Consider the following 21,636-nt stretch of genomic DNA (forward strand, 5'->3'; position numbering starts at 1 on the left):
AGGGCCGAGGTTGCGGTGCAGCCTCGGCTTTTTTGTGGGTAAAAATCTGTCGGCAGCGTAGAAGCTATCCCAGCCTCCGGTCTCAGGCGGAGCTGACAGCTCCAATAGGGGGAATAGAACATGAAGTTCTTGGGTCGTCTGATTCGTTGTCTGGCCGTCATGCTTTGGCTAGCCGCACCTGCCGCCATGGCGCAATTCAGCGTGCCACCGGATGTCGGTGTTTACGACTACGGTTTCGTGCGCTGCGACGTGCCGCACTTCGGTTATGGCTCTCGCGCGGAAGCCGAGCAGGTCGGCGCGAACTATTACTACAAGACGGGCAATTGCTCGGCATACGTCAGCCAGCCTGGGCCTTGGGCGTCGAATACGTACCAGACAGGCGGCATTTGCGGCGGCTCGGATGTCTATCAGTACTTCTACCTTGGCGTGGATTACTACTCGCGCGCCAGTGATGGCGTGACTTACACCGCGGGTTCCGGCTGCGCTGATACCTATCACGACGGCATGGTGGTCATCATGCAGCGGCCGGCAGCATGCCCGCTGGGTTATGGCGCCAATGATACGACCAAGCTCTGCGATCCGGCGGGGCTGATCGATCCGAACAAGAACAACAACTACTGCAAGGCGGGTTGCAACGGCACGGACCCCATCCATTCCCGCACCGGCATCGTGCTGGAGCACGAGGTCGATTATCAGGGCGAGGGGAAGCTCGAACTCAGCCGCTACTACAGCAGCTGGTCGGGCCAGTTCGATACCACCTATTTCGGATCGCAGTGGCGCCATAACTTCAGTCAGCGGGTATCGGTGGTGACGTCCGGTGGCAAGACGGTGGCGACCGTCTATCGGCCCAATGGCGATCGTTATCACTATCAGCAGGATGCCAATGGCGCGTGGGTCGGCGATGCCGATGTGGCGCTCAAGTTGACGTCCACCGTCGATGGCTCGGGCAACATCACCTCTTGGTCTGTGCTGGGTCCAAGCGGAGAGATCGAGTCCTACAATGGCAGCGGCCTGCTGACGGCGATTCAGTGGCACGATCAGCACCGCCTGACGTTTACCTACAACGGCATCCGGCTCTATCAGGTTACCGACGAGAAAGGGCGTGCGCTCACCTTCAAATACGGCGCGGCGCCGTACGTCAGCGACCAGCGCATTGTGGAAGTGGACGCCCCGAACGGGCTGGCGATCACGTACACCTACGCGGATAACGCGGACGTCATTACTGGCGTGAAGTACGCGGGAACCCTGGATGGCAACGCCATCGCCATCGCCAGCACCAAAACCTATGTCTATGCCGATGGCAATCCGTCCCGGATTGCCCTGGTCGGCCTGATCGACGAACAGGGTCAGCGCACCGGCACCTGGGGCTATGACAGCGTCGGTCGCGGCATCATGTACGTGAATGGTGCTGCCACGGATTTCGCACGAAAGACCCAGCTGGCCTACAACGGGGACGGTTCGACGACCGTCACCAATTGGATTGATGGTGCAGCCGGGCTCTCATTTGCCCGCACGTTCAATTTCAATGTACTTCATGGCGTGGCGCATATCGCCTCGTCCACTTGCACCGGATGCACCTCGCCGGCGATTCAACTGCCCGGCGTCGCCACCATGCCCGCTCTGGCGTCCTACGATGCCAACGGCTACCCGTCGCAGACCAAGGATTTCAATAACAACCTGTCGACCTTTCAGTACGACGGTGCCAGCGGTTTGAAGGTGCAGGAAGTCGAGGCATCCGGTACCGCTAACCAGCGCACGATCAACACCACCTGGGATACGGCACTGCGCGTGCCGTTGCTGAAGGTGTCGCTGGACAACCAAGGCAACACCTTTGCCAGGCAGGGCTGGGAATACAACAGCCGGGGCCAGGTCATGGCCAGCTGCGAGATGGATCCCCAGTTGGCAGGAAGCTACACCTGCACACGTAGCGGAACAGCGCCGGCGGGCGTGCGTCGCTGGACCTACACCTATTGCGAAGCCGTGGATGGCACGCAATGCCCGGTATTGGGATTACTGCTGTCGAGTGACGGCCCGAGAACCGATGTCGCCGACATCACCACGTACAGCTATTACCTCACCACCGATGAGAGTGGCTGCACCACCATAGGCGGCGTCTGCCATCACGCCGGTGACCTGTATCAGGTGACCGACGCGGCGGGCCACATCTCGACGTATCTCGCCTATGACAAGGGCGGGCGCGTCACGCGGTCGCGCGATGCCAACGGTGTGGTCACGGACAGGGTTTACCACCCGCGTGGCTGGTTGGTGCGGACGATCGTCCGCGCCAATGCGGATGGCTCAGCTTCGGCGAATGACGCCGTCACCGCGATGGAGTACGACGCGACGGGGACGGTCCACAAGGTCACCGATGCCGATGGTGTCGCAGTCACCTATACCTACGATGTCGCCCACAGGCTGACGGATATCACCGATGCCCTGGGCAACCGCGTGCACTACACGCTCAATGCACTGGGTGCCAAGACCAAGGAAGAGACGTTCGACGCGAACGGCACGCTGCGCCGCTCGCTGGCCCGCAGCTATAACACGCTGGGGCAGCTGGTGGGGATCAAGGATGGTTTGAACCACACGGTATTCGACGCCAGCTTCAGCGACAGCTACGACGGCAACGGCAATCTCGTGCGCAGTGCGGATGCGCTGGGTATTCAGCGCAAGCAGGGCTATGACGCGCTCGACCGTCTGGTCAGCACCGTCGATAACTACAACGGTGCGGATCAAGCCACGCAGAATACGCAGAGCGTGTTCGCCTATGACCCGCGGGACAATCTCCAGGGCGTCAGCGATCCCGATGGTCTTAATACCACCTACGACTATGATGGTTTGAACAACGCCAAGGCGCTGCATAGTCCGGATACGGGCACGTCCAGCTATCTCTACGACGCTGCCGGCAATCGGATTCAGGCGACGGACGCCAGGGGCGTGGTCAGCCAGAGCGCCTACGACGCGCTCAATCGAATCACCGCCACTACTTATCCGACGGTCAGCGCCAACGTCAGTTATCGTTACGACGAGGCTAACTCAGTCACAGGTTGCGCGAGTTCCTATTCAATAGGGCGCTTGACCAGCGTGGTGGAGACGGCTGTAACCACGGTCTATTGCTATGACGCCCGTGGCAATGTCGTGCAGAAGCGCCAGACCCAAGGCATGAACGTCGATACGGTCAGCTACACGTACACCTTGGCCGACCGTCTCGCGAGCACCCGGACGCCTGATAACACATTCATCCAGTATGGCCGCGATGGCGTGGGTCGTATTAGCACCGTCACTGCGCAGCTGCCGGGGGCTACGAACGCCAGTAATGTCGCCACCAATGTCGCCTATCTGCCGTTCGGTCCGATCGCGACGTACACGCTGGGCAATGGCCAGACGATCACTCGGACCTATGACGCCAACTACGCAGTGACTGACGTCGTCAGTCCCGCGCTGAATTTGCACTTTGCACGCAATGCCATGGGCAACATAGCAGCTTTGGGCAATGCTCCGGGCGCCAATCCAGCGATCGAAGCTTATAACTACGATCCATTGCATCGCCTGATTGGCGTGAAGGATGCTCAGGGGCGAGCCATAGAGACGTACAGCTATAACAAGACGGGCGACCGCCTTAGCAAAGCAAGCAACGGGTTAGCCACCGGCACCTATGGCTACCAAGCAGGCACTCATTGGCTGACGAGCATCGGAAGCAGCGTTCGGACGTACGACGCCAACGGCAATACGACGGGCAACTCTATCGGTGGCGATGTCTTCGGCTATGGCTACAACGACCGTAATCGCATGGTGGTGGTGCAGAAGAACGGGCAGACCGTCGTCAGTTCTACGTACAACATCATGGGGCAACGCGTAGCCAAGGCGGCGATTGCAAATCAACGCTTTGCCTATAGCGAAAGGAGTGGGTTACTTGGCGAGTACGGAACGACAAGTCGAAACTACGTATGGCTAGATAACACACCAGTTGCGGTAGTAGAAAGTGATGGCGCCCAGAGCTCTATGAGCTATCTGCATGCAGACGGGTTGGACGCACCGCGGGTAATCACTAATGTCTCAGGAGCTACTGTTTGGCAGTGGGCGTATCAAGGTAATCCTTTTGGTGAATTGGCAGCTTCAGGAGATTTGACTTTGAACCTGCGCTTCCCGGGCCAGTATTACGACAATGAGGCCGGGACCATCTATAACCTGAATCGCTTCTTCTGTCCTGAATGCGGTCGCTACATACAGAGTGATCCTATAGGTCTTGGCGGAGGAATTAGTACATACGCCTATGTTGGCTCCGCTCCGCTCACGCACGTTGACCCTCTTGGGCTACAGGATGGTTCGACCACGGTAGACGCATACTGCCTGCGCTATGGGGCGGCAGCTTGTGCAGAAGCGGTAGGCGGTAAAGTTGGGGGAGGGATGAGCGCGGGGACGGCGATAGGCATAGGCGCTGGCGTCGCTACCGGTGTAGGGGCTGGGGTGCTTTCTCGCTCGTGCCCCAAGAGCGATGGGCCTGATTGTTACGACCGCTTTGAAAGGGAAGCTCATCGGTGCATGCGCTGGGAAGGAAGAGGCCCTCCCGACGATCCTAATCGATGGGCTAGAGCCTGTGTCGAAAGGGCGGCCTACCGTCGGACCTTGTGCATCAAGGGTGTTGAAGATGAGCCTCCGGCTTGGTCGGACGCTGACTTGAGGTGAGGAAATGGATACGGAAGATAGTGGAATACAGGTACATCGCACCTTCTTCCCTGGCGGGGAGGTGATGTCTGAATGGGTTGAAAAAGATAGTCTTCTTCATGGCTGGAGGCGCCACTGGTTTAAAAACGGAAGATTATTTTCTGAGGCCGAGTATCGCGATGGTCAATCGCACGGCGTCATTCGAGAATGGACCGAATCTGGTCAGCTTACGCTTCAGGCTATCTATAAGGCCGGAAAATTGGACGGTCGCTATCAGTCGTGGTGGGATGACGGCGAGAAAAAGGAAGAGGGATTCTATGTTCAGGGAAGAAGGCAGAGAGGCTATCGTTGGTATCGACCGAACGGCGAACTTTGGAGGGAGTCAACCGTCGAAGGGTCAGATTGGACTCCCCCTGATTTCACGGACACCTAAAAGCGGGGACAATCCTCGCACGGAGGTGTTCGATGGAGAAGCGCCAGAAGTTCGGTGCTGAGTTCAAACGCGAGGCCGTTCGTATTGCCTTAGGACATCGCATGAAGTACGCAGACGGGAGCATGGTTAGACTCGGTGATCGAGTGAGATTTGAACCTAATCTCACTGGAGTCGTAGTTTGCTCTGTGGATACGAGCGAGTACATGGAAAAGTATCCGAGAGATCAATGGGTTTCATACTTGAAGCATGGAGTTCTCATAGAAACGTTAGAAATTGGGCTAGTTCATCTGGAGGAGAATGATGTAGCTCTTCAGAAAGAAGAATGAGGAGTTAAGAATTAAGAATGCTAGATGCGCTATGGATGGGGGCGGGACAAGTTTCTTGTCGCCTCTGTCGGCCTCTCCCTTTGTGGCTGAGTCTATGAGAGCAATCCTGCCATCCTCCTTTATTGGCCTCGTCCTTCTGGCCTGCGTATCCGCGGTTGCTGCTCCATCGAGCGCTGTTGACTGCGCGGATCGCGAATCGCGAGTAAGCATCAAGCCTGTCGCCCGGCAACAGCTGGACATTGAAGGGGGCAAGTTCTCCTATGGCGTCTTCGTCATATCCAACGGGGCAAGTAAGCCTGTCAGGCTGTATGACCGCGATGAGGGGCCAGGTGATGTTAAATGCGCTATGGACGGGCTTGAGCTCGATCCTCCTGGTTTCTAGGTGACTGCTCGGGGCAAGTTAACTACTCTCATCCCCTTTATCCGTGACGGTGCTTGAATAAGGGGCCGGATGTTATTAAGTGTGAATCGTTCCTGGTGGACGTATTTAATTACCTCCGGCCCCTGCTTTAGGCCCCTTATTTCGAAGAAAAGGTGTGCGCTTGGAAATGGCTATGATGATTCAGTTCTATATTCGCATAGAGGGGGTGGAGTCGAGGCTCGATGCTATTCCCCAGGATTTCTTAGGGGCTTTGGGTGGTGGCTTCGTTGAGCGAAGAGGTAGTGGTCGACCGCTGACTAACTCACGGCTTCGATATTGGATGAGCAGTAAGGTCGAAAGTACATTTGAGAGCCTGGCGGCCGATTTGATCGTATTCCTAAGGCGCGTGCTTGATCTGCCGCGTGTTGACGCGGAGTTGGAGGTTACGGTCGTGGTGGTGGCTGCCTGCCATGAAGATGATGAGAGGCCGGGATTCTATCTTGGGGCTGAGCTAGTCCGCCTGATCGGCTTACTTGGTGCGAGTATCGATTACGACGTCGTTCCATATCTTCGCTAAGGAGAGGCGCAGACTTCTTTGGCTGCTCTGCCTGTAGGCAGATGTTCATGCGGGGAGTACTGGATGGTGTGCCCAATCTCCATCGTGCTTCTGTGGGACGAGGGCGCGACATGGAAGGGTTGCGTCGGATCGCTGACGGAGTACGCCTGACCCAGTAAGAAGGTCATCATTCACACCAGGGATGAGTGGCAGTTCTTCTATCTTCTGGATGAAGTAATCGGCAGCAGTGCGAGCCGAACTCAGTTATTCAGACTAATCCTTGTGGATATTGCCAAGTGCAATATTCCGTCGGAGCCGTTCTCCTTGGAGTCGCTAGAAAAGTCCGAAGCCTTGCGATAGCTGCGCGCGCTTGTTGCGCCCCCTTGGATTGAACTCCTGAAAGTCTTCTACGCGACAAATTTCTGCTCCTCAATCAGTCGCCAACAGCCCGGTCACTCCCTCCTCTTTAATTTTCAGACTGCGCCTATACGGCGCCGACGACGATTGGGCGCTTCGTCACATCTGATAATCATGCCGTCGTAGAACACTACGAGCACGGCCTGGTTGCTGTTACAACCACGGCTATGCAGGCATATGCAGCATGCAAAGTCCTGCGCGCGGAACCGGACGGCCGCTGCTACTTCGAGCGACGCGATCTCTCGCGCCGTAGACCTGACATTTGGAAATTTGAGGGCTTTATGAGGGAATTAATCGGTTTCGAGATAAAGCATGACGACGATGGCTCGTGTCAGTTGTGCATGGAACTTCAATCCGGTCTCTATGCGGGGCGTGGCTCTGCGTATTTCGACCCCAGGTTCCTTCTGGAAAAGGCCAAGGAAATGGCGGTTTATCCTCTGCCGGAGCATGGGGTGGAATTTTTCGGTGGGTATCTGGATGCGAATGATCTGACGAAACTGAGGTGGCGGCACGTCGATCTATCGGTGCGCTCCACGGGATTCCTGGGTGAGATCGGCTTGCGGGCGGCGGTGGCGGAGCCGTCGGATGATGGGAAGACCATTCGCAGCTATACCTTCGTTGAAATAGCCACCGACTACGCGCAGCTGTCCACATTGGCGGAGGGGTTGGTGGCTCTGGTCGAAGGGCGGGATGATTCGTTCGCCATGGAGTTCAATACGGGGCGCGGGCGACAGGGAAGGGTGTACTGATCGATTCCTTGGCCTCAAACAGGCGCGAGTGCGGACGATGAAGAAGAAAGGCGAGCGGCCGAACAGGTATCCATGGGAAGCATGGATCATGCTCGCCATTCTTCCCTTCATCATCATCGTTGGAACAATCTGCAGTGCGCTGATCGTGTATGGCCACTTCGTTTGGAAGTAGGGCACAGGCACGGTGAGCCGATCACTAACTGTTAACACACCCTTGCTACTCTCGCCCCGACCAACAGCCAAGGAGCAAGACATATGCAAAGGATATCCACCGCCGCCCTGCTGGTTCTCTCCGTCGCCGCCATGCCGGCCTTCGCCCAATCGGATCGCGAAGTCGTCGAAGACATGGTCACGCGCTCCGCCAATGTCTGTCCTGGACATAGCGCCGACCGCACCACTCCTACCGTAAAGTCCGTGCCCGTGGGCGCACTGCGGGTGATGCTGGAGCGCGGGCTGGTGATGTGTCCCGATCGCCGCCTCGACGCCGATGCGCCCGCCGCCTTTTATGGCCGCGTAGGCGTGTTCACCTGGAACCCCGAGGTGAAGGAAGGTTCGGCCGTGATCGTGAAGCAGATCGATGCGATGACGCGCAAGGACGATTACCCGCAGGACACGCTGGTGTGGGATGCGAAGGGCAATGCGTTGAAGCAACGCACCGTGCCTGCGTTCGAGGCGAAGCCGGGTGCCGCGGTGCTTTACCACGTGCGGTAAAGCGAAGGTATTGATGGACCGACTCGATTGCGGCGCGCCATCTTGGCGCGTCGTTTTTCTGAGCCGCTTCAAATATCCCCATGCAACGCCTGCAACGCCGCCAACGCCGCCAACCCCGCCGTCTCAGTCCGCAAAATCCTCGGCCCCAACCGCAACCCCTGAAACGCCGCCGTACTTAGCGCCCCCCCATCCCGCTCCCCCAACCCACCTTCCGGCCCAACCACCAACACCCCACCACTCGCCGGAAAATCCAACGCCCGCGCCTGCACCGTACCTTCTGGCAACAACGCCAGACGCAAGGCCCCATCATCCGCCGGCAGATCCCGCAACCAGGCTTCCAGCGACAACGCCGGCACAATCTCCGGCACCACCGCGCGCCCACTCTGCTCGCATGCGCTCTGCGCCACCGCACGCCAATGCGCCAGGCGCTTCTCCGCCCGCGCCGCATCGAGCTTCACCTCGGACCGCTCCGTATGCAGCGGCACGATGCGCGCCACGCCCAGTTCCGTGGCCTTCTGCACGATCAGATCCATCTTCTCGCCACGCGCAATGCCCTGGGCCAGCGTCAACCGCAACGGCGATTCGTTATCCACGCGCTGGCTGGACGCCACGCGAACGCTCACTTCGCGCTTGCCCACCGCAACGATGACGGCCGCATAGTCCTGCCCATCGCCATTGAACAGCACCAGCGCGTCGCCAACCGTCATACGCAGAACGCGCGCCACGTGTTCGCCAGCCTGGGCGGGCAGGGCGAATTCGGTATCGATGGCGAGGGGCTGGTCGACGTGGATGCGGATGGTGCGCATGGCGGGAAGCTTTCGGGAAAGCGCCATTTTACCCACGACCATGGAGCTGAACGACGGTATTGCCCTCCGGCTCCAGGCGGTTGCCGATGGCGTCCGGCAGGCGCAGCATCGTTGAACCCACGGCTTCCTGAGGGCCGAGTCATGTCCAAGTCCCCCCTGCTTATCGCCGCCTTGCTGGCCATGCTGGCAAGTTCAGCCTCGGCGCAGGACGCCAAGGCGCCCACCCAGGATGCCCGCACCCGGCGCATCGAGGGCCTGGAAACCATGCCGTATCCGCCACCGGCGAGCAGCGCCCATGGCGGCCAGCAGGTAGGTACCGATCACAACTGCCTGCGCCAGACCGGCAGCCATATCCCGCCGAAGCAGGGCCAGTGCATTCCCGCGCCGGGCCGGACTTACAACAAGCAGGATATCGACCGCACGGGCGAACAGAAGCTTGGGCCGGCGCTGCGAAAGCTCGATCCGAGCGTAGGCGGGCACTAAGGCTGGGCAATGGCGCGCTCGATGCCGGCGATGGCCACGTCGACCAGGTGATCCAGCTCGTCCGTGCTCACCACATAAGGCGGCATGAAGTAGACGACGTTGCCCAGCGGCCGCAGCAGCGCGCCATGTTCCAGCCCATGCAGATATACGCGCAGGCCGCGCCTTTCCTCCGGCGGATAGGGTGCACGCGTTGCCTTGTCCCGCACCAGCTCCACCGCCGCAATCATCCCGGTCTGCCGCACGTCGGCCACATGCGCATGCTCGCGCAGCGGCGCCAGCCGGCGCGCCAGATGCGCCGCCAGCACCCGGTTGCGCTCCAGCACCGGCTCGTCGCGGAAAATATCCAGCGTCGCCAGCGCCGCACGGCAGGCCAGCGGATTGCCGGTATAGCTGTGCGAATGCAGGAACGCCTTGCCGGCGTTGTATTCGGCGTAGAACGCCTCGTACACCGGCTCCGTGGTGAGCACGGCCGACAGCGGCAGAAAGCCGCCGGTAAGCCCTTTCGACAAGCACATGAAATCCGGCGACACACCGGCCTGCTCGCAGGCGAACAAAGTACCGGTACGCCCGAACCCCACCGCGATTTCATCCGCGATGAAATGCACGCCGAACTCATCGCACAGCGCACGCAGCCCGCTGAGATACGACGGGTGATACATCCGCATGCCGCCGGCGCATTGCACCAGCGGCTCCACGATCACCGCGCAGGTTTCATGCGCATGCCGTTCCAGCAACGCCCGCAGATCGCCGAGCCGCCGCGCCGCATAAGCTTCCGCGCTTTCCCCGGCTTCCGCGTCGTACGCATCCGGCGAAGGCGCCAGGATCGGCGTCAGCAACAGGGGTGCATAGGTCTTGCGATAAAGCGCCACGTCGCTGACCGATAAAGCCCCCAGCGTCTCGCCGTGATAACTCCCGCTCAGCGCGATAAACCGCGTTTTCTGCCCGCGGCCCTGATTCAGCCAATAATGGAAACTCATTTTCAGCGCGACTTCGATCGCCGCCGAACCGTTATCGGCCAGAAACACCCGCTCCAATCCGGCGGGTGTGATCGCCGCCAGCCGTTCCGCCAGTTCAATCGCCGGCTCATGCGTGAATCCGGCGAAAATCACGTGCTCCAGCGTATCCAGCTGTTCCTTCAGCGCCGCGCCGATGCGTGGGTTCGCATGCCCGAACAGGTTGGTCCACCACGAGCTGATGCCGTCCAGATAGCGCCGCCCGTCCGCATCCACCAGCCACGGCCCTTCGCCGCGGACGATGGGCAGCAGCGGCACGGCGCCGGCGTGGTCGTGCATCTGGGTGCAGGGGTGCCAGAGATGGCGGAGGTCGCGCGCGGCGAGGGTCTGGTTGCGGCTTTCGTTCGGGCTCATCCGGGTATGATCGGGGTTCGGCGCCGGCTGCCTCAAGCCCGCCTGTCCGTTGGAGCTCCCCCCTGGAGTCAGATTTGTTGATCCGGTTGCGCACCGTTCTGCTGTTCCTGTTGCTGCTGTGTGCCCTGGCCTGGCTGGTGGCGTACCTGCCGGCAAGCTGGGTGCGGCCGCAGCTGGAGGCGCGCCTGCACGGCCTGCGCCTGGAAGGGCTGAGCGGCACCTTGTGGGACGGCCATGCCGAGCGCGTGCTGGCCCCGAGCGGCGGCGACCTGGGCCAGTTCGACTGGCAGCTGTCGCGCCGCGCCTTGCTGGGCGAGACCCGGCTGGGCGTCGCCTTCCGCGGTCCATGGGGCCATCTCAGCGGCCAGCTGCGCCAGCTCGAAGGCAAGCGCGAGGAATGGAGCCAGGTGCAGCTGGACGGCGACCTCGCCACGCTGTCCGCCCGCCTGGCGCCGCAGGCCGACCGGCTCGATGGCCGCCTCAGCATCGACAACGCCCGCATCGTGCTGCAAGGCCGCTGGCCGGTGGAGCTGGACGCCGCCGCGCAGTGGACCGGCGCGCGCCTGCAGGGCGCACAGCGCGAGCTCGTCTTCGGCAATCTCCAGCTGCGCGCCAGCGGCACGGCCGGCGTGGTCAACGCCACGCTGGAAGACGACGGCAACGGCCCGCTGCAGCTGGCCGGCCATCTGGCGCTGAGTCCGCTGGGCTGGAAATACGACATCAAGGCCAGACCGCGCGAGCCCGACCCGGCATTGCGCGACTGGCTTTCGGGCTTCGGCCGCCTCGCGGCCGACGGCAGCATGCATCTGCAACGCAGCGGCGGCCTGGCCGCCATCATGGGCAAGGGGAAACAATGACTGCACCCGATCTGGCGCGGGCCCTGTCCGCGGCGCGCGAAGCGGCGGAAGCGGCGGCGGAAGTGATCCGCCACTACTGGCGGCGCGGCGTGGACGTGGAGATCAAGAGCGACGCCACTCCGGTCACCATCGCCGACCGCGAAGCGGAACTGGCCATCCGCAAGGTGCTGCAGGCGGCGCTGCCGGAAGCGGCGATCTATGGCGAGGAATTCGGCCTGGACGACAGCGCGCGCGAGCTGCTGTGGCTGGTCGACCCGCTGGACGGCACCAAGAGCTTCGTGCGGCGCACGCCGTTCTTCTCCACCCAGATCGCGCTGATGTACCGCGGCGAACTGGTGCTGGGCGTGTCCAGCGCGCCGATCTACGGCGAAACGCTGTGGGCCAGCGCCGGCCACGGCGCCTGGTTCCAGGGTGAAGAGGGACCCGAGCGCGTGCAGGTGGCCGCCACCGACAGCATCGCGCAGGCCTCGATCTCCACCGGCAACATCAAGACGCTCACGCTGGATGCGCGCTGGACGGAACTCGGCGCGCTGATCCGCGACAGCAACCGCATCCGCGGCTACGGCGATTTCTGCCACTACCACCTGCTGGCGCGCGGCGGGCTGGATCTGGTGATCGAGTCGGACGTGAACATCCTGGACGTGGCCGCGCTGGCCGCGATCGTGCGCGAGGCCGGCGGCGTGTTCACCGACCTGGACGGCCAGCCGCTCACGCTGGACACGCGCAGCGTGCTGGCCGGTACGCCGGCCCTGCATGCGCCGGTGCTGGCGCGGTTCCGTGCAACCTCAGAGCGCTAGAATCGAACGATGCCCAAGCCACCCATCATCCATGCCACCCGCGACGTCCACGACAGCCATTTCCTGCGCGTCGAACAGCTGGACCTCGAATTCTCCAACGGCGAGCGCCGCACCTACGAGCGCCTGAAAGGCAGCGGCCTGGGCGCGGTCATCATCGTGCCGATGCAGGACGACGACACCGTGCTGCTGGTACGCGAATACGGCGCCGGCGTCGGCCGCTACGAACTGAGCCTGCCCAAGGGCCGCCTGGACCAGGACGAGACGGTGGAGCAGGGCGCCGACCGCGAGTTGAAGGAAGAAATCGGCTTCGGCGCGCGCAAGCTGAAGATCCTGCACAACCTGTCGCTGTCGCCTTCGTACATGACGCATATGGCGCACGTGGTGCTGGCGCAGGAGCTCTATCCGGAGCGCCTGCAAGGCGACGAGCCGGAAGAGCTCGAAGTGGTGCCGTGGAAGCTGTCCAACCTGCACGAGCTGATCGTGCGCGACGACGTTACCGAAGGCCGCTCCATCGCCGCGTTGTTCATGGCCCGCGAGTATCTCGCCGGCCGGTTCAAGCCCGCATGAGCGAGCTGGTTTCCCCGCTGCTGCGGCAGGTCGCGGCGATCGCGCGCGATGCGGCGGCGGCGATCCTCGCCGTGTACGCGCAGGAGTTCGAAGTCCAGCGCAAGGCCGATCACTCGCCGGTAACGGATGCGGACCTCGCCGCGCAGCGCGTGATCGTGGCCGGGCTCGACGCGCTGGAAGAAAAACTGCCGGTGCTGTCCGAGGAATCGCGCATCGCGCCGTGGAGCGAACGCCAGCGCTGGCCGCGCTACTGGCTGGTCGATCCGCTCGACGGCACGCGCGAGTTCGTCAAGCGCAACGGCGAGTTCACCGTGAACATCGCGCTCATCGACGGGCACCAGCCGGTGCTCGGCGTGGTGCTGGCGCCGGTGACCGGCGATCTTTACGCCGCCGAACAAGGCGGCGGCGCGTGGCGGCAGGAAAGCGCGGACGCCGCCTGGACATCCATCGCCACGCGCGCCATCACCGAGCCGCCCGTGGTGGCCGGCAGCCGCTCGCACGGCGGCCACGGCGCCCCCCTGCTGCGCGAACTGCTCGGCGCCGATTTCGTGGAAACGCCGATGGGTTCCTCGCTGAAATTCTGCCTGCTCGCGCGCGGCACGGCGGACGTCTATCTGCGCCGCGGCGCCACCAGCGAGTGGGACACCGCCGCCGCGCAATGCGTGCTGGAGGCGGCCGGCGGCGCGGTGCTGGACCTGGCCGGCCAGCCGCTGCGCTACAACCGCAAGGATTCCCTGCTCAATCCCGAATTCCTCGCCGTGGGCGACACGGCCATCGACTGGACCGCGCGCCTGCGCGCGGCGGACGTCTGACCGCATGAACACAGCCAAGCGCCACAGCCTCGACGACCTGCTCGCCATCATGGCCCGCCTGCGCGACCCGCAGACCGGCTGTCCGTGGGACGTGCAGCAGGACTTCGCCACCATCGCGCCGTACACCATCGAAGAGGCCTACGAAGTGGCCGACGCGATCGACCGCAAGGACTGGCACGACTTGCGCGACGAGCTCGGCGATCTGCTGCTGCAGGTGGTGTTCCATGCGCGCATGGCGCAGGAGCAGGGGCTGTTCGATTTCGCCGACGTGGCGCATGCGATCAGCGACAAGATGATCCGCCGCCATCCGCACGTGTTCGGCGACGTGAGCTATGAAGACGTCGAAGCGCAGAAGGACGCGTGGGAGGCGATCAAGGCCGGGGAGCGCGCGGCCAAGGGCGAGTCGCATGACGACAGCGCGCTGGCCGGCGTGTCGCGCGGCCTGCCGGAATGGAAGCGCGCGCTGAAGCTGCAGCAGCGCGCGGCCAAGGTCGGCTTCGACTGGCCGGACGAGCAGCCGGTGCTGGACAAGCTGGCCGAAGAAATCGAGGAAGTGCGGGCGGAATTCGCCGCCGGCGCGGACAAGGCGCGCCTGCAGGATGAAATCGGCGACGTGGCCTTCGTGCTGGTGAATCTGGCGCGGCATGCGGATGTCGATTTCTCGCAGGCGCTGCGGCATGCGAACGCGAAGTTCGAGCGGCGCTTCCGCGCCATGGAAGATCTCGCGCGCGACGAAGGCGTGCCGCTGGCGGGGCGTGACCTGGATGCGCAAGAGGCGCTTTGGCAACGCGTAAAGGCTGGCGAAAGCACCGCGTAGGTTGGGGTGAGCCGCAGGCGAACCCCAACATGGCAGCGCCCCGTATCGTTGGGGTTCGCCTGCGGCTCACCCCAACCTGCGCCCGGGCGGCCGGGTCCGCAAAATAAAGAGGCGCGTGGTTCTGGGGTCCTCGCGCCTCAAGTTCCATCTCGCTGGGCAAACAGCGGTTCTTGCGTTTTCGTTGTTATTGCGCTGGCAGAACGCCCATGCCAACTGGCGGTTGACCTGCCGGGGCGCCCTTGCAACCTTTTGGCCGGCGGCCGCATCAGAAGGCCGAACGTCCATCAAGGAGCCACCCCATGCGTCACCTCTTCCTAGCCTGCCTCCTGCTGCTGCCGCTCGCCGCGCAGGCCGACGACTGCAAATTCCAGGCCCCGCGCAATCTCCAGCTCGACCTGGGCGGCGTGCGCTCGGTACAGATCGACCTGCGCAGCCACGACCTGCATCTGCGCGGCGACAGCGGCGCGCGCGGCGGCGAACTCACCGGCCGCGCCTGCGCGTCCAGCCAGGAGCTGCTGGACGACCTGGTGGTCAGCCAGCGCCGCCAGGGCGACGTGCTGATCGTGGAGCTGGGCAGCGAGCACACGCATTGGAGCATCGGCCACAGCTACTCCAACCTCGAGGTCAACCTGAAGCTGCCGCCGGCCATCCCGGTCACCTTGAACGGCGGTTCCGGCGACGCCTGGGTCGAAGGGATGAAGCGGCTCGACGCCCACGTCGGTTCGGGCGACCTGCACGTGAAGGATCTCGACGGCCCGCTCAGCGCCAGCATCGGCTCGGGCGACCTGGATGCCAGCCACGTCGGCAGCATCGAGCTGGGCGCCGTGGGCTCGGGCGACTTCAAGGGCGAGGACATCAAGGGCGACGTGCGCGTGGGCAGCATCGGCTCCGGCGACGTGTCGGTGAACAACGTCGGCGGCAGCGTGCGCGTGGACACGATCGGCTCCGGCGACCTCACCGCGCGCAACGTGGGTGGCGATCTCTCGCTGGGCGCCAAGGGCAGCGGCGACGTGAACTACTCGGGCGTGCGCGGCAAGGTCAACGTGCCGCGCGATCGCGGCGACGACTGATCAGCTGAACCGGCGCGTCAGTTGAATCAGCGCGTCAGCTGAACCAGCGCGCCGCGAGGTAAACCAGCGGCGCGCACACCAGCAGAAACGGGATCGATACCCGATGGAACAGCCGCAGCCCCTGCGGCTGTTTCGCCAGGCGCAGGGCGATCAGGTTCGCCAGCGAACCGATCGCCACGCCGAAGCCGCCCACGTTCGCCGCCACCGCCAGCGCCATGGCATCCGGTGCGCGTTCCAGCAGCAGCACCGTGGCGGGCACGTTGCTGATCAGCTGCGAAGCGAGGATGCCGCTGGCGTAGAGATGCAGCGGCTGGTTCAAGTCCACCGCACTCATCAGCTCCCCCACCCAGGGCAGCGCGGCGAAATGGCCCAGGCCCAGGAAGATCGCGGCGAAGGTGGCCAGCAGCAGCCAGTCGATGCGCAGCAGCAGGCGCCAGTCCAGCAGCGCGAACGGAATCAGCAGCAACAAGGCGCCGATGGTGGCGTGGCCGTGCTCCATCATCAGCACCATCATCGCCAGCGCCACGATCGACAGCCCCGCCTGCGTGGCGGACACGGCATGGCCGTCGACCTGCTCGGCGTGCAGTTCCACCTTTTCGCGCGGCAGCCAGCACCAGGCCAGCAGCGCCACCAGAGCGAACATGGTGGCCGCGGCCGGCAGCATGCTGCCGACGAACTGCATAAAGGGCAGGCGCAGGTATTGCCACACCAGCAGGTTCTGCGGATTGCCGATCGGGCTGAGCGTGGAGCCCGCGTTGACCGCCAGCGCTTCCAGGATCACCAGCCGCAGCACCGGCAGGTTGGAGATGCCGCCGGCCGCCACCGTGAGCGGCACGATCAGGAACAGGCTCACGTCGTTGGTCAGCACCATCGACAGCAGCGCGGTGATGCTCACCAGCAGCAGGCCCAGCGCACGCTGCGAATGCATGCGCGCCACCAGCAGGCCGGCCAGGTGCTGCACCAGGCCGCTGTCGCGGATGCCCTGAATCGCAATCATCAAACCCAGCAGGCCGGCGATGGTGGGCAGCTGCAGCCAGCGTTCGTACTTGCTCCACGGCTGCGGATCGGCCAGCGCCAGCAGCAGCGCCAGCAGGGTGAAGGCGACGAGCAGCCATTCGTCCTTGAGGCGCTGGCGCCAGGTTTTGCCGGCGCTTACTGCCATTCGGTGAGGCCTTCCAGTTCGTAGAGTTTTTTCCAGCTCGGACGCGCGCGCACCAGGTCGGCCAGGCGCTTGAGCGCGGGCCATCCGGTGGCCGGCCGCGGCATGTTGCGCGACCAGCGCAGCAGCATGGTCAGCATCAGGTCGGCGCCGCTGAACTGCTCGCCGAGCAGATATGGCCCGTGCGCCGCGAGCTGCGCGTCGAGGCGGTCCCACACGCTTTCGATGCGCCGCTGGATCGCCGCGCGGATCGCCGCCGGGTGTTCGTCGTAGCCCAGCTCGTGCGGGTAGAACCACAGCCGGTAGGCCGACATCAGCGTATTGCTCAGATACACCACCCACTGCTGCCAGGCCTCGCGCTCGGGCGTGCCGGCGGGCGGGATCAGGTTCGCTTCCGGGTGGCGCTCGGCCAGCATCAGCAGCAGCGCGCCGGATTCGAAGCGCACGGTGCCGTCGATGGTCAGCGCCGGCACGGTGCCGCCGGGATTGAGCTTGAGGTATTCGGGCGAGTGCTGCGCGTCGCGCTCGAAATCGACCAGCTCCAGATGGTACGGCGCGCCGATTTCCAGCAGGGCCAGGTGCACGACCATGCTGGCGGTGCCGGGGGAGTAGTAGAGCGTGTACATGGGGAAGCCCGGTGGTGTGGACCGGGCGATCTTAGCCGCCAGCGCTCACCGTGGGTTGGGGTGAGCCAAAGGCGAACCCCAACATGGCCACGCTGGGACGCATCGCATGTTGGGGTTCGCCTGCGGCTCACCCCAACCTACGTCATGCGCCGTCACGACTCCCGCAGCAGCTGCATCGGCGAGGTACGCGTGACTTTGCGCGTGCCGGCCAGCCCCAGCAGCATCACCGCGATGGCGGCGGCCAGCGCCGCCAGCAGCAGCGGCCCCAGCGGCGGCACGAAGCCTTCGATGCGGAACACCGCGCGTCCCATCCACCAGCCCGCGCCGGCGGCGCCGAACGCCGCGGTGAGGCCGGCGACCAGGCCGAGCAGGGCGAACTCGCAGGCCGCCGCCGCGCGCAGCTGTCCGCGGCGCGCGCCCAGGGTGCGCAGCAGCGCCGCTTCGTGGCGCCGCTCCGCCGCGCTGGCGGCCAGGGCCGCGGCCAGCACCAGCGCGCCGGCCAGCAGGCTGAAGGCCAGCACCCAGCGCACCGCGTGGCTCACGCGGTCGACGATGTCGCGCACGCGGTCGAGCAGGGCGTCCACGTCGATCAGGCTGAGGTTGCCGAAGTCGCGCGACAGCCGGGCCATCGCTTCCGTGTTGCCGCGCGGCACGTAGAAGCTGGCGATCCAGGTATGCGGCAGCTCCTTCGCGTGCGCGGGGTCGAGCAGCAGGAAGAAGTTCACGCGGAACGAACTCCAGTCCACCTGCCGCACGCTGGCCACGCGCGCCTGCACCGTGCCTTCGCCGACGTTGAAGCTCATGGTGTCGCCGATCTTCAGGCCGAACATGTCACGCCACATGGTGTCGACGGAGACTTCGGCCACCGCGGGACTGGGGCCGTTCCACGCGCCGGCCACCACGCGGTTGGAAGGCGGCAGCTCGTCGGTCCACGACAGGCGCAGCTGGCGGTCGCTCCAGTCCTTGGCGCGCTCGTCCTGGAATTTCAGCTGGTCGATCGGGCGGCCGTTGATGGAGGTGAGCTTGCCCACGGCCAGCGGCAGCATGTTGAGCTGCTGCGCGCCGAGCTTGCCCAGCGCCTGCTCGAAGCCGGCGCGCTGGTCGTCCTGCAGGTTGAGCACGAACCAGTTCGGCGTGTCGGACGGCAGCTCGCGGCGCCAGCCTTCCAGCAGCGCGGGCGCCACGATCGCCAGCAGCAGCAGCGCGACCAGGCCCAGGCTCAGCGCCGTGGCCTGCAGCAGGCTCATGCCGCGGCGGCGCGCCAGCGCGGCCAGGCCCAGGCGCAGGGCCGGGTGCGCGCCGGGCGCGACGCGCCGCGCGAACCACAGCAGCGCCGCGGCCAGCAGCGCGGCCACCGCGGCCACGCCGGCCAGGCTGGCGGCGAGGATGCCGGCCATGCGCGCCGAGCCGCTCTGGCTCCAGATCAGCGCCAGCGCCACCAGCACGGGGAAGAAATACAGCGCGTCGAAGCGGCGCACGCGGCGCGCCATGCTCTCGCGGAACACCGCCACCGGCGGCACTTCGGCCAGCCGCGCCAGCGGCGGCAGCGCGAAGCCGGCCAGCACCGCCACGCCCATCGCCGCGGCGGCGAAGGCCGGGCCCAGCGGCAGTTCCACCGGCACGCTGGTGAACAGCGTGCTGGCGAACGACCACGCCGCCTGCGCGATGCCCAGCGCCAGCGCCACGCCCAGCAGCGAGGCCGGCACCGCCAGCGCGCCCAGCGTGCCCAGCAGCAGGCCGAGCACGCGCCGGCGCGGCGTGCCCAGGGCGCGCAGCAGGGCGACTTCAGTGGTCTTGCGCCGCGCATAGCGCTGCGCGGCCAGGGCGATCGCCACGCCGGCCAGCAGGGCCGAGAGCAAGGCGGTCAGGCGCAGGAAGGCGCTGGCGCGGTCGAACGCGCTGCGCATGCGTTCCTGGGTCTGCTCCGGGGTGATCAGCTCGGCGCCCTGCGGCAGCTTCTGCGCCTGCGCCCAGCTGCGCCAGCGCGCCACCTGGGAGGGTTCGCCAGCCACCAGCAGGCGATGCCGCGCGCGGCTGCCGGCGCCGAGCAGGCCGGCCTGTTCGGCATCGGCCAGATTCATGATGGCGCGCGGAGCCAGCGCGAACAGCTCGCCGCCGTCGGGCTGGCGCAGCAGTTCGGCGGCGATGCGCAGGTCGCGCCCGCCGACCTGCACGCTGTCGCCGGGCTTCAGGCTGAGCGCGACCAGGGCGCGGTGGTCCAGGTACACCTCGCCCGGCGCCGGCCCGTGGCCGATGTAGTCGCCGCGGGCGGCGCGCAGTTCCAGCTGGCCGCGCAGCGGGTAGGCCGCGTCGGCGGCCTGCACATCGAGCAATTGGCTCTGTTCGTGGGCGAAGGCCACGCTGGGGAAGCCGGCGCCCTGGGTGATCGACAGGCCCTCGTCGCGGGCCTGCGTGGCGTAGGTGTCCGGCAGGTGCTGCGGCGAGCCGATGCCCAGGTCGCCGCCGATCAGCTCGGCCGCATTGGCCAGCATGCCGCGCTCGATGCGCGTGGCCAGGGTGGCCACCACGCCCAGCGCCACCACTGCCAGGGTGAGCGAAGCGGCCAGCGTGCGCAGTTCCGGCAGATGCCATTCGCGCACCAGGCTGCGCAGGGCCAGGCGCAGCAGCCTCATGCGGTGAGCTCCGCCGGGCCGCGGGCGATCACCCGGCCTTCGTGCAGTTCCACCCGGCGCTGGCAGCGTTCGGCCAGCAGCGGGTCGTGGGTGACCAGCACCAGGGTGGTGCGGTGGTCGCGGTTCAGCGCGAACAGCAGGTCGCTGACGTGGTGGCCGGTGCGCTGGTCCAGGTTGCCGGTGGGTTCGTCGGCGAACAGCAGGCGCGGGCTGTGCACGAAGGCGCGGGCGATCGCCACGCGCTGCTGCTCGCCGCCGGAGAGCTGCGCCGGGTAATGCCGGCGGCGCGCCGACAGGCCGACGGCTTCCAGCGCCTCGCGGGCGCGCGGGCGGGCGTCGTCGCGGCCTTCCAGCTCCAGCGGCAGCATCACGTTTTCCTCGGCGGTCAGCGCCGGCAGCAGGTGGAACGACTGGAACACGAAGCCGACCAGGCGCCGGCGCAGGTCGGCGCGGGCTTCCTCGTCCAGGCTTTCCAGCGCATTGCCGTCCAGGCCGACGTGGCCGCTGCTGGGCACGTCCAGGCCGGCCAGCAGGCCCAGCAGGGTGGTCTTGCCGGAGCCGGAGGCGCCGACGATGGCGAAGCTCTCGCCGCCGCGCACCTGCAGGCTGACCCCGCGCAGGATGTCCAGCTGCCCCTCGGGGCCGCGCACCGACTTGCTAACATCGCGGGCTTCGAGAAGCGGACGGGAAATTTCGCTCATGCGTCGGATCCTATGGCTGGTGCTGCTGTGGCTGGGCTGCGCGGGCGCCGCAATGGCGGCAGACAAGCCCGGTACGGTGCTGGTCCTGGGCGATTCGCTCTCCGCCGCGCACAACATTGCGGCGGCCCAGGGCTGGGTGCATCTGCTGGAAGTACGTCTGGGCGACATGGAGCCGGGCTGGACGGCGATCAATGCCAGCATCAGCGGCGAAACCTCGCTCAGCGGCCGCAACCGCCTGCCGGCCCTGCTGGAGAAATACCACCCGGGCGTGGTGGTGCTGGAACTGGGCGCCAACGACGGCCTGCGCGGCCTGCCGCTGCCGGCGCTGCGGGAAAACCTGGCGGCGATGGTCGACGCGGCGCAGAAGTCCGGCGCCCGCGTACTGCTGCTGGGCATCGAGCTGCCGGTGAACTATGGGCCGCAGTACCGCGACGGGCTGCGTGCGATCTATGCGGACCTGGCCCGGGACAAGCACACCGCCCTGGTGCCCTTCCTGCTCGAAGGCGTGGCCCTCGATCCGTCGCTGATGCAGGATGACGGCCTGCATCCCACCGCCGCCGGCGAGCCGAAGGTGCTGGACAACGTCTGGAAAGCCTTGCATCCGCTGCTGCAGGGAAGTCCCAAAAAGTGAACCTGTAGCCTTTTTGCGTCATTCGCTGAACGAATACGAAAACGTTTCACACCCTACTCACCGGCCGCGAAGTTAGCTTTCACCAATGTGAA

The 21,636-nt window shown here is 64.9% G+C and carries 20 protein-coding genes; 14 read left to right on the forward strand and 6 right to left on the reverse strand.

The genetic code is table 11. The annotated features are described in order from the left end of the window. Nucleotides 1-120 precede the first annotated feature (120 nt). The 6 genes from FHW85_RS10340 (at nt 121) to FHW85_RS10365 (ending at nt 8,218) form a co-directional block, all read left to right on the forward strand. Entirely contained in the window at nt 121-4,686 is a 4,566-nt protein-coding gene (locus FHW85_RS10340) for an RHS repeat-associated core domain-containing protein (protein ID WP_168648161.1), read from the forward strand. Nucleotides 4,687-4,690: 4 nt separating this feature from the next. Next, complete coding sequence (locus FHW85_RS10345; RefSeq protein WP_168648162.1) at nt 4,691-5,098, forward strand: hypothetical protein; 408 nt, start codon at nt 4,691-4,693, stop codon at nt 5,096-5,098. 32 nt (nt 5,099-5,130) lie between these two features. Further along, a complete protein-coding gene (locus FHW85_RS10350; RefSeq protein WP_168648163.1) occupies nt 5,131-5,424 on the forward strand; it encodes a hypothetical protein in 294 nt (97 codons plus the stop codon). Nucleotides 5,425-5,981: 557 nt separating this feature from the next. Continuing rightward, complete coding sequence (locus FHW85_RS10355; RefSeq protein WP_168648164.1) at nt 5,982-6,362, forward strand: hypothetical protein; 381 nt, start codon at nt 5,982-5,984, stop codon at nt 6,360-6,362. A gap of 677 nt (nt 6,363-7,039) precedes the next feature. Beyond that, nucleotides 7,040-7,507 (forward strand): hypothetical protein, encoded by a 468-nt coding sequence (locus tag FHW85_RS10360; RefSeq protein WP_167252284.1) that lies wholly within the window; start codon nt 7,040-7,042, stop codon nt 7,505-7,507. A 279-nt stretch (nt 7,508-7,786) separates the two neighbouring features. Further along, nucleotides 7,787-8,218: a hypothetical protein gene (locus tag FHW85_RS10365; RefSeq protein WP_210427757.1), complete on the forward strand. Its 432-nt coding sequence runs from the start codon at nt 7,787-7,789 to the stop codon at nt 8,216-8,218. A 68-nt stretch (nt 8,219-8,286) separates the two neighbouring features. Here the strand turns inward: FHW85_RS10365 and FHW85_RS10370 are convergent, their stop codons facing one another. Continuing rightward, nucleotides 8,287-9,024 (reverse strand): 16S rRNA (uracil(1498)-N(3))-methyltransferase, encoded by a 738-nt coding sequence (locus FHW85_RS10370; protein WP_168648166.1) that lies wholly within the window; start codon nt 9,022-9,024, stop codon nt 8,287-8,289. Nucleotides 9,025-9,165: 141 nt separating this feature from the next. Here FHW85_RS10370 and FHW85_RS10375 point away from each other — a divergent pair, with 141 nt between their 5' ends. Next, nucleotides 9,166-9,507, forward strand: coding sequence for a hypothetical protein (locus tag FHW85_RS10375; RefSeq protein WP_246866715.1), 342 nt, complete (start codon nt 9,166-9,168; stop codon nt 9,505-9,507). Here the strand turns inward: FHW85_RS10375 and FHW85_RS10380 are convergent. After that, nucleotides 9,504-10,874, reverse strand: coding sequence for an adenosylmethionine--8-amino-7-oxononanoate transaminase (locus FHW85_RS10380; protein WP_168648167.1), 1,371 nt, complete (start codon nt 10,872-10,874; stop codon nt 9,504-9,506). The genes FHW85_RS10375 and FHW85_RS10380 overlap by 4 nt on opposite strands. Nucleotides 10,875-10,948: 74 nt before the next feature. Between FHW85_RS10380 and FHW85_RS10385 the strand changes: the two genes are divergently transcribed. The 6 genes from FHW85_RS10385 (at nt 10,949) to FHW85_RS10410 (ending at nt 15,794) form a co-directional block, all read left to right on the forward strand. Continuing rightward, a complete protein-coding gene (locus tag FHW85_RS10385) occupies nt 10,949-11,731 on the forward strand; it encodes a type II secretion system protein N (RefSeq protein ID WP_168648168.1) in 783 nt (260 codons plus the stop codon). Further along, the gene (locus FHW85_RS10390; protein WP_168648169.1) at nt 11,728-12,528 is read left to right on the forward strand and encodes an inositol monophosphatase family protein; all 801 of its coding nucleotides are present in this window, start codon (nt 11,728-11,730) and stop codon (nt 12,526-12,528) included. Before FHW85_RS10385 ends, FHW85_RS10390 begins: the two co-directional genes overlap by 4 nt. Nucleotides 12,529-12,537: 9 nt before the next feature. Then, a complete protein-coding gene (gene nudE, locus FHW85_RS10395) occupies nt 12,538-13,095 on the forward strand; it encodes an ADP compounds hydrolase NudE (protein ID WP_168648170.1) in 558 nt (185 codons plus the stop codon). Continuing rightward, on the forward strand, nt 13,092-13,907 hold the full coding sequence (gene cysQ / locus FHW85_RS10400; protein WP_167252276.1) for a 3'(2'),5'-bisphosphate nucleotidase CysQ: 816 nt from the start codon (nt 13,092-13,094) through the stop codon (nt 13,905-13,907). Before nudE ends, cysQ begins: the two co-directional genes overlap by 4 nt. A 4-nt stretch (nt 13,908-13,911) precedes the next feature. Then, entirely contained in the window at nt 13,912-14,724 is an 813-nt protein-coding gene (gene mazG / locus FHW85_RS10405; protein ID WP_168648171.1) for a nucleoside triphosphate pyrophosphohydrolase, read from the forward strand. 299 nt (nt 14,725-15,023) lie between these two features. Next, a complete protein-coding gene (locus FHW85_RS10410) occupies nt 15,024-15,794 on the forward strand; it encodes a DUF4097 family beta strand repeat-containing protein (RefSeq protein WP_168648172.1) in 771 nt (256 codons plus the stop codon). A 34-nt stretch (nt 15,795-15,828) separates the two neighbouring features. Here FHW85_RS10410 and FHW85_RS10415 read toward each other — a convergent pair whose 3' ends face one another. From FHW85_RS10415 to FHW85_RS10430, 4 genes are all read right to left on the reverse strand, one after another. Next, nucleotides 15,829-16,956: an SLC13 family permease gene (locus FHW85_RS10415; protein WP_168648173.1), complete on the reverse strand. Its 1,128-nt coding sequence runs from the start codon at nt 16,954-16,956 to the stop codon at nt 15,829-15,831. Further along, entirely contained in the window at nt 16,947-17,579 is a 633-nt protein-coding gene (locus FHW85_RS10420) for a glutathione S-transferase family protein (protein WP_167252272.1), read from the reverse strand. Before FHW85_RS10420 ends, FHW85_RS10415 begins: the two co-directional genes overlap by 10 nt. A 152-nt stretch (nt 17,580-17,731) precedes the next feature. After that, nucleotides 17,732-20,212, reverse strand: coding sequence for an FtsX-like permease family protein (locus FHW85_RS10425; protein WP_168648174.1), 2,481 nt, complete (start codon nt 20,210-20,212; stop codon nt 17,732-17,734). Further along, nucleotides 20,209-20,913, reverse strand: coding sequence for an ATP-binding cassette domain-containing protein (locus tag FHW85_RS10430; protein WP_168648175.1), 705 nt, complete (start codon nt 20,911-20,913; stop codon nt 20,209-20,211). The genes FHW85_RS10425 and FHW85_RS10430 overlap by 4 nt, the downstream gene beginning before the upstream one ends. On the opposite strand from FHW85_RS10430, the gene FHW85_RS10435 reads away from it, so the two are divergent. Continuing rightward, the gene (locus FHW85_RS10435; RefSeq protein ID WP_167252269.1) at nt 20,912-21,544 is read left to right on the forward strand and encodes an arylesterase; all 633 of its coding nucleotides are present in this window, start codon (nt 20,912-20,914) and stop codon (nt 21,542-21,544) included. The two genes, FHW85_RS10430 and FHW85_RS10435, sit on opposite strands and share 2 nt — an antisense overlap. Nucleotides 21,545-21,636: the final 92 nt, after the last annotated feature.

The organism is Dyella sp. SG609, from assembly GCF_012275375.1.
Classification (GTDB): domain Bacteria; phylum Pseudomonadota; class Gammaproteobacteria; order Xanthomonadales; family Rhodanobacteraceae; genus Dyella_D; species Dyella_D marensis.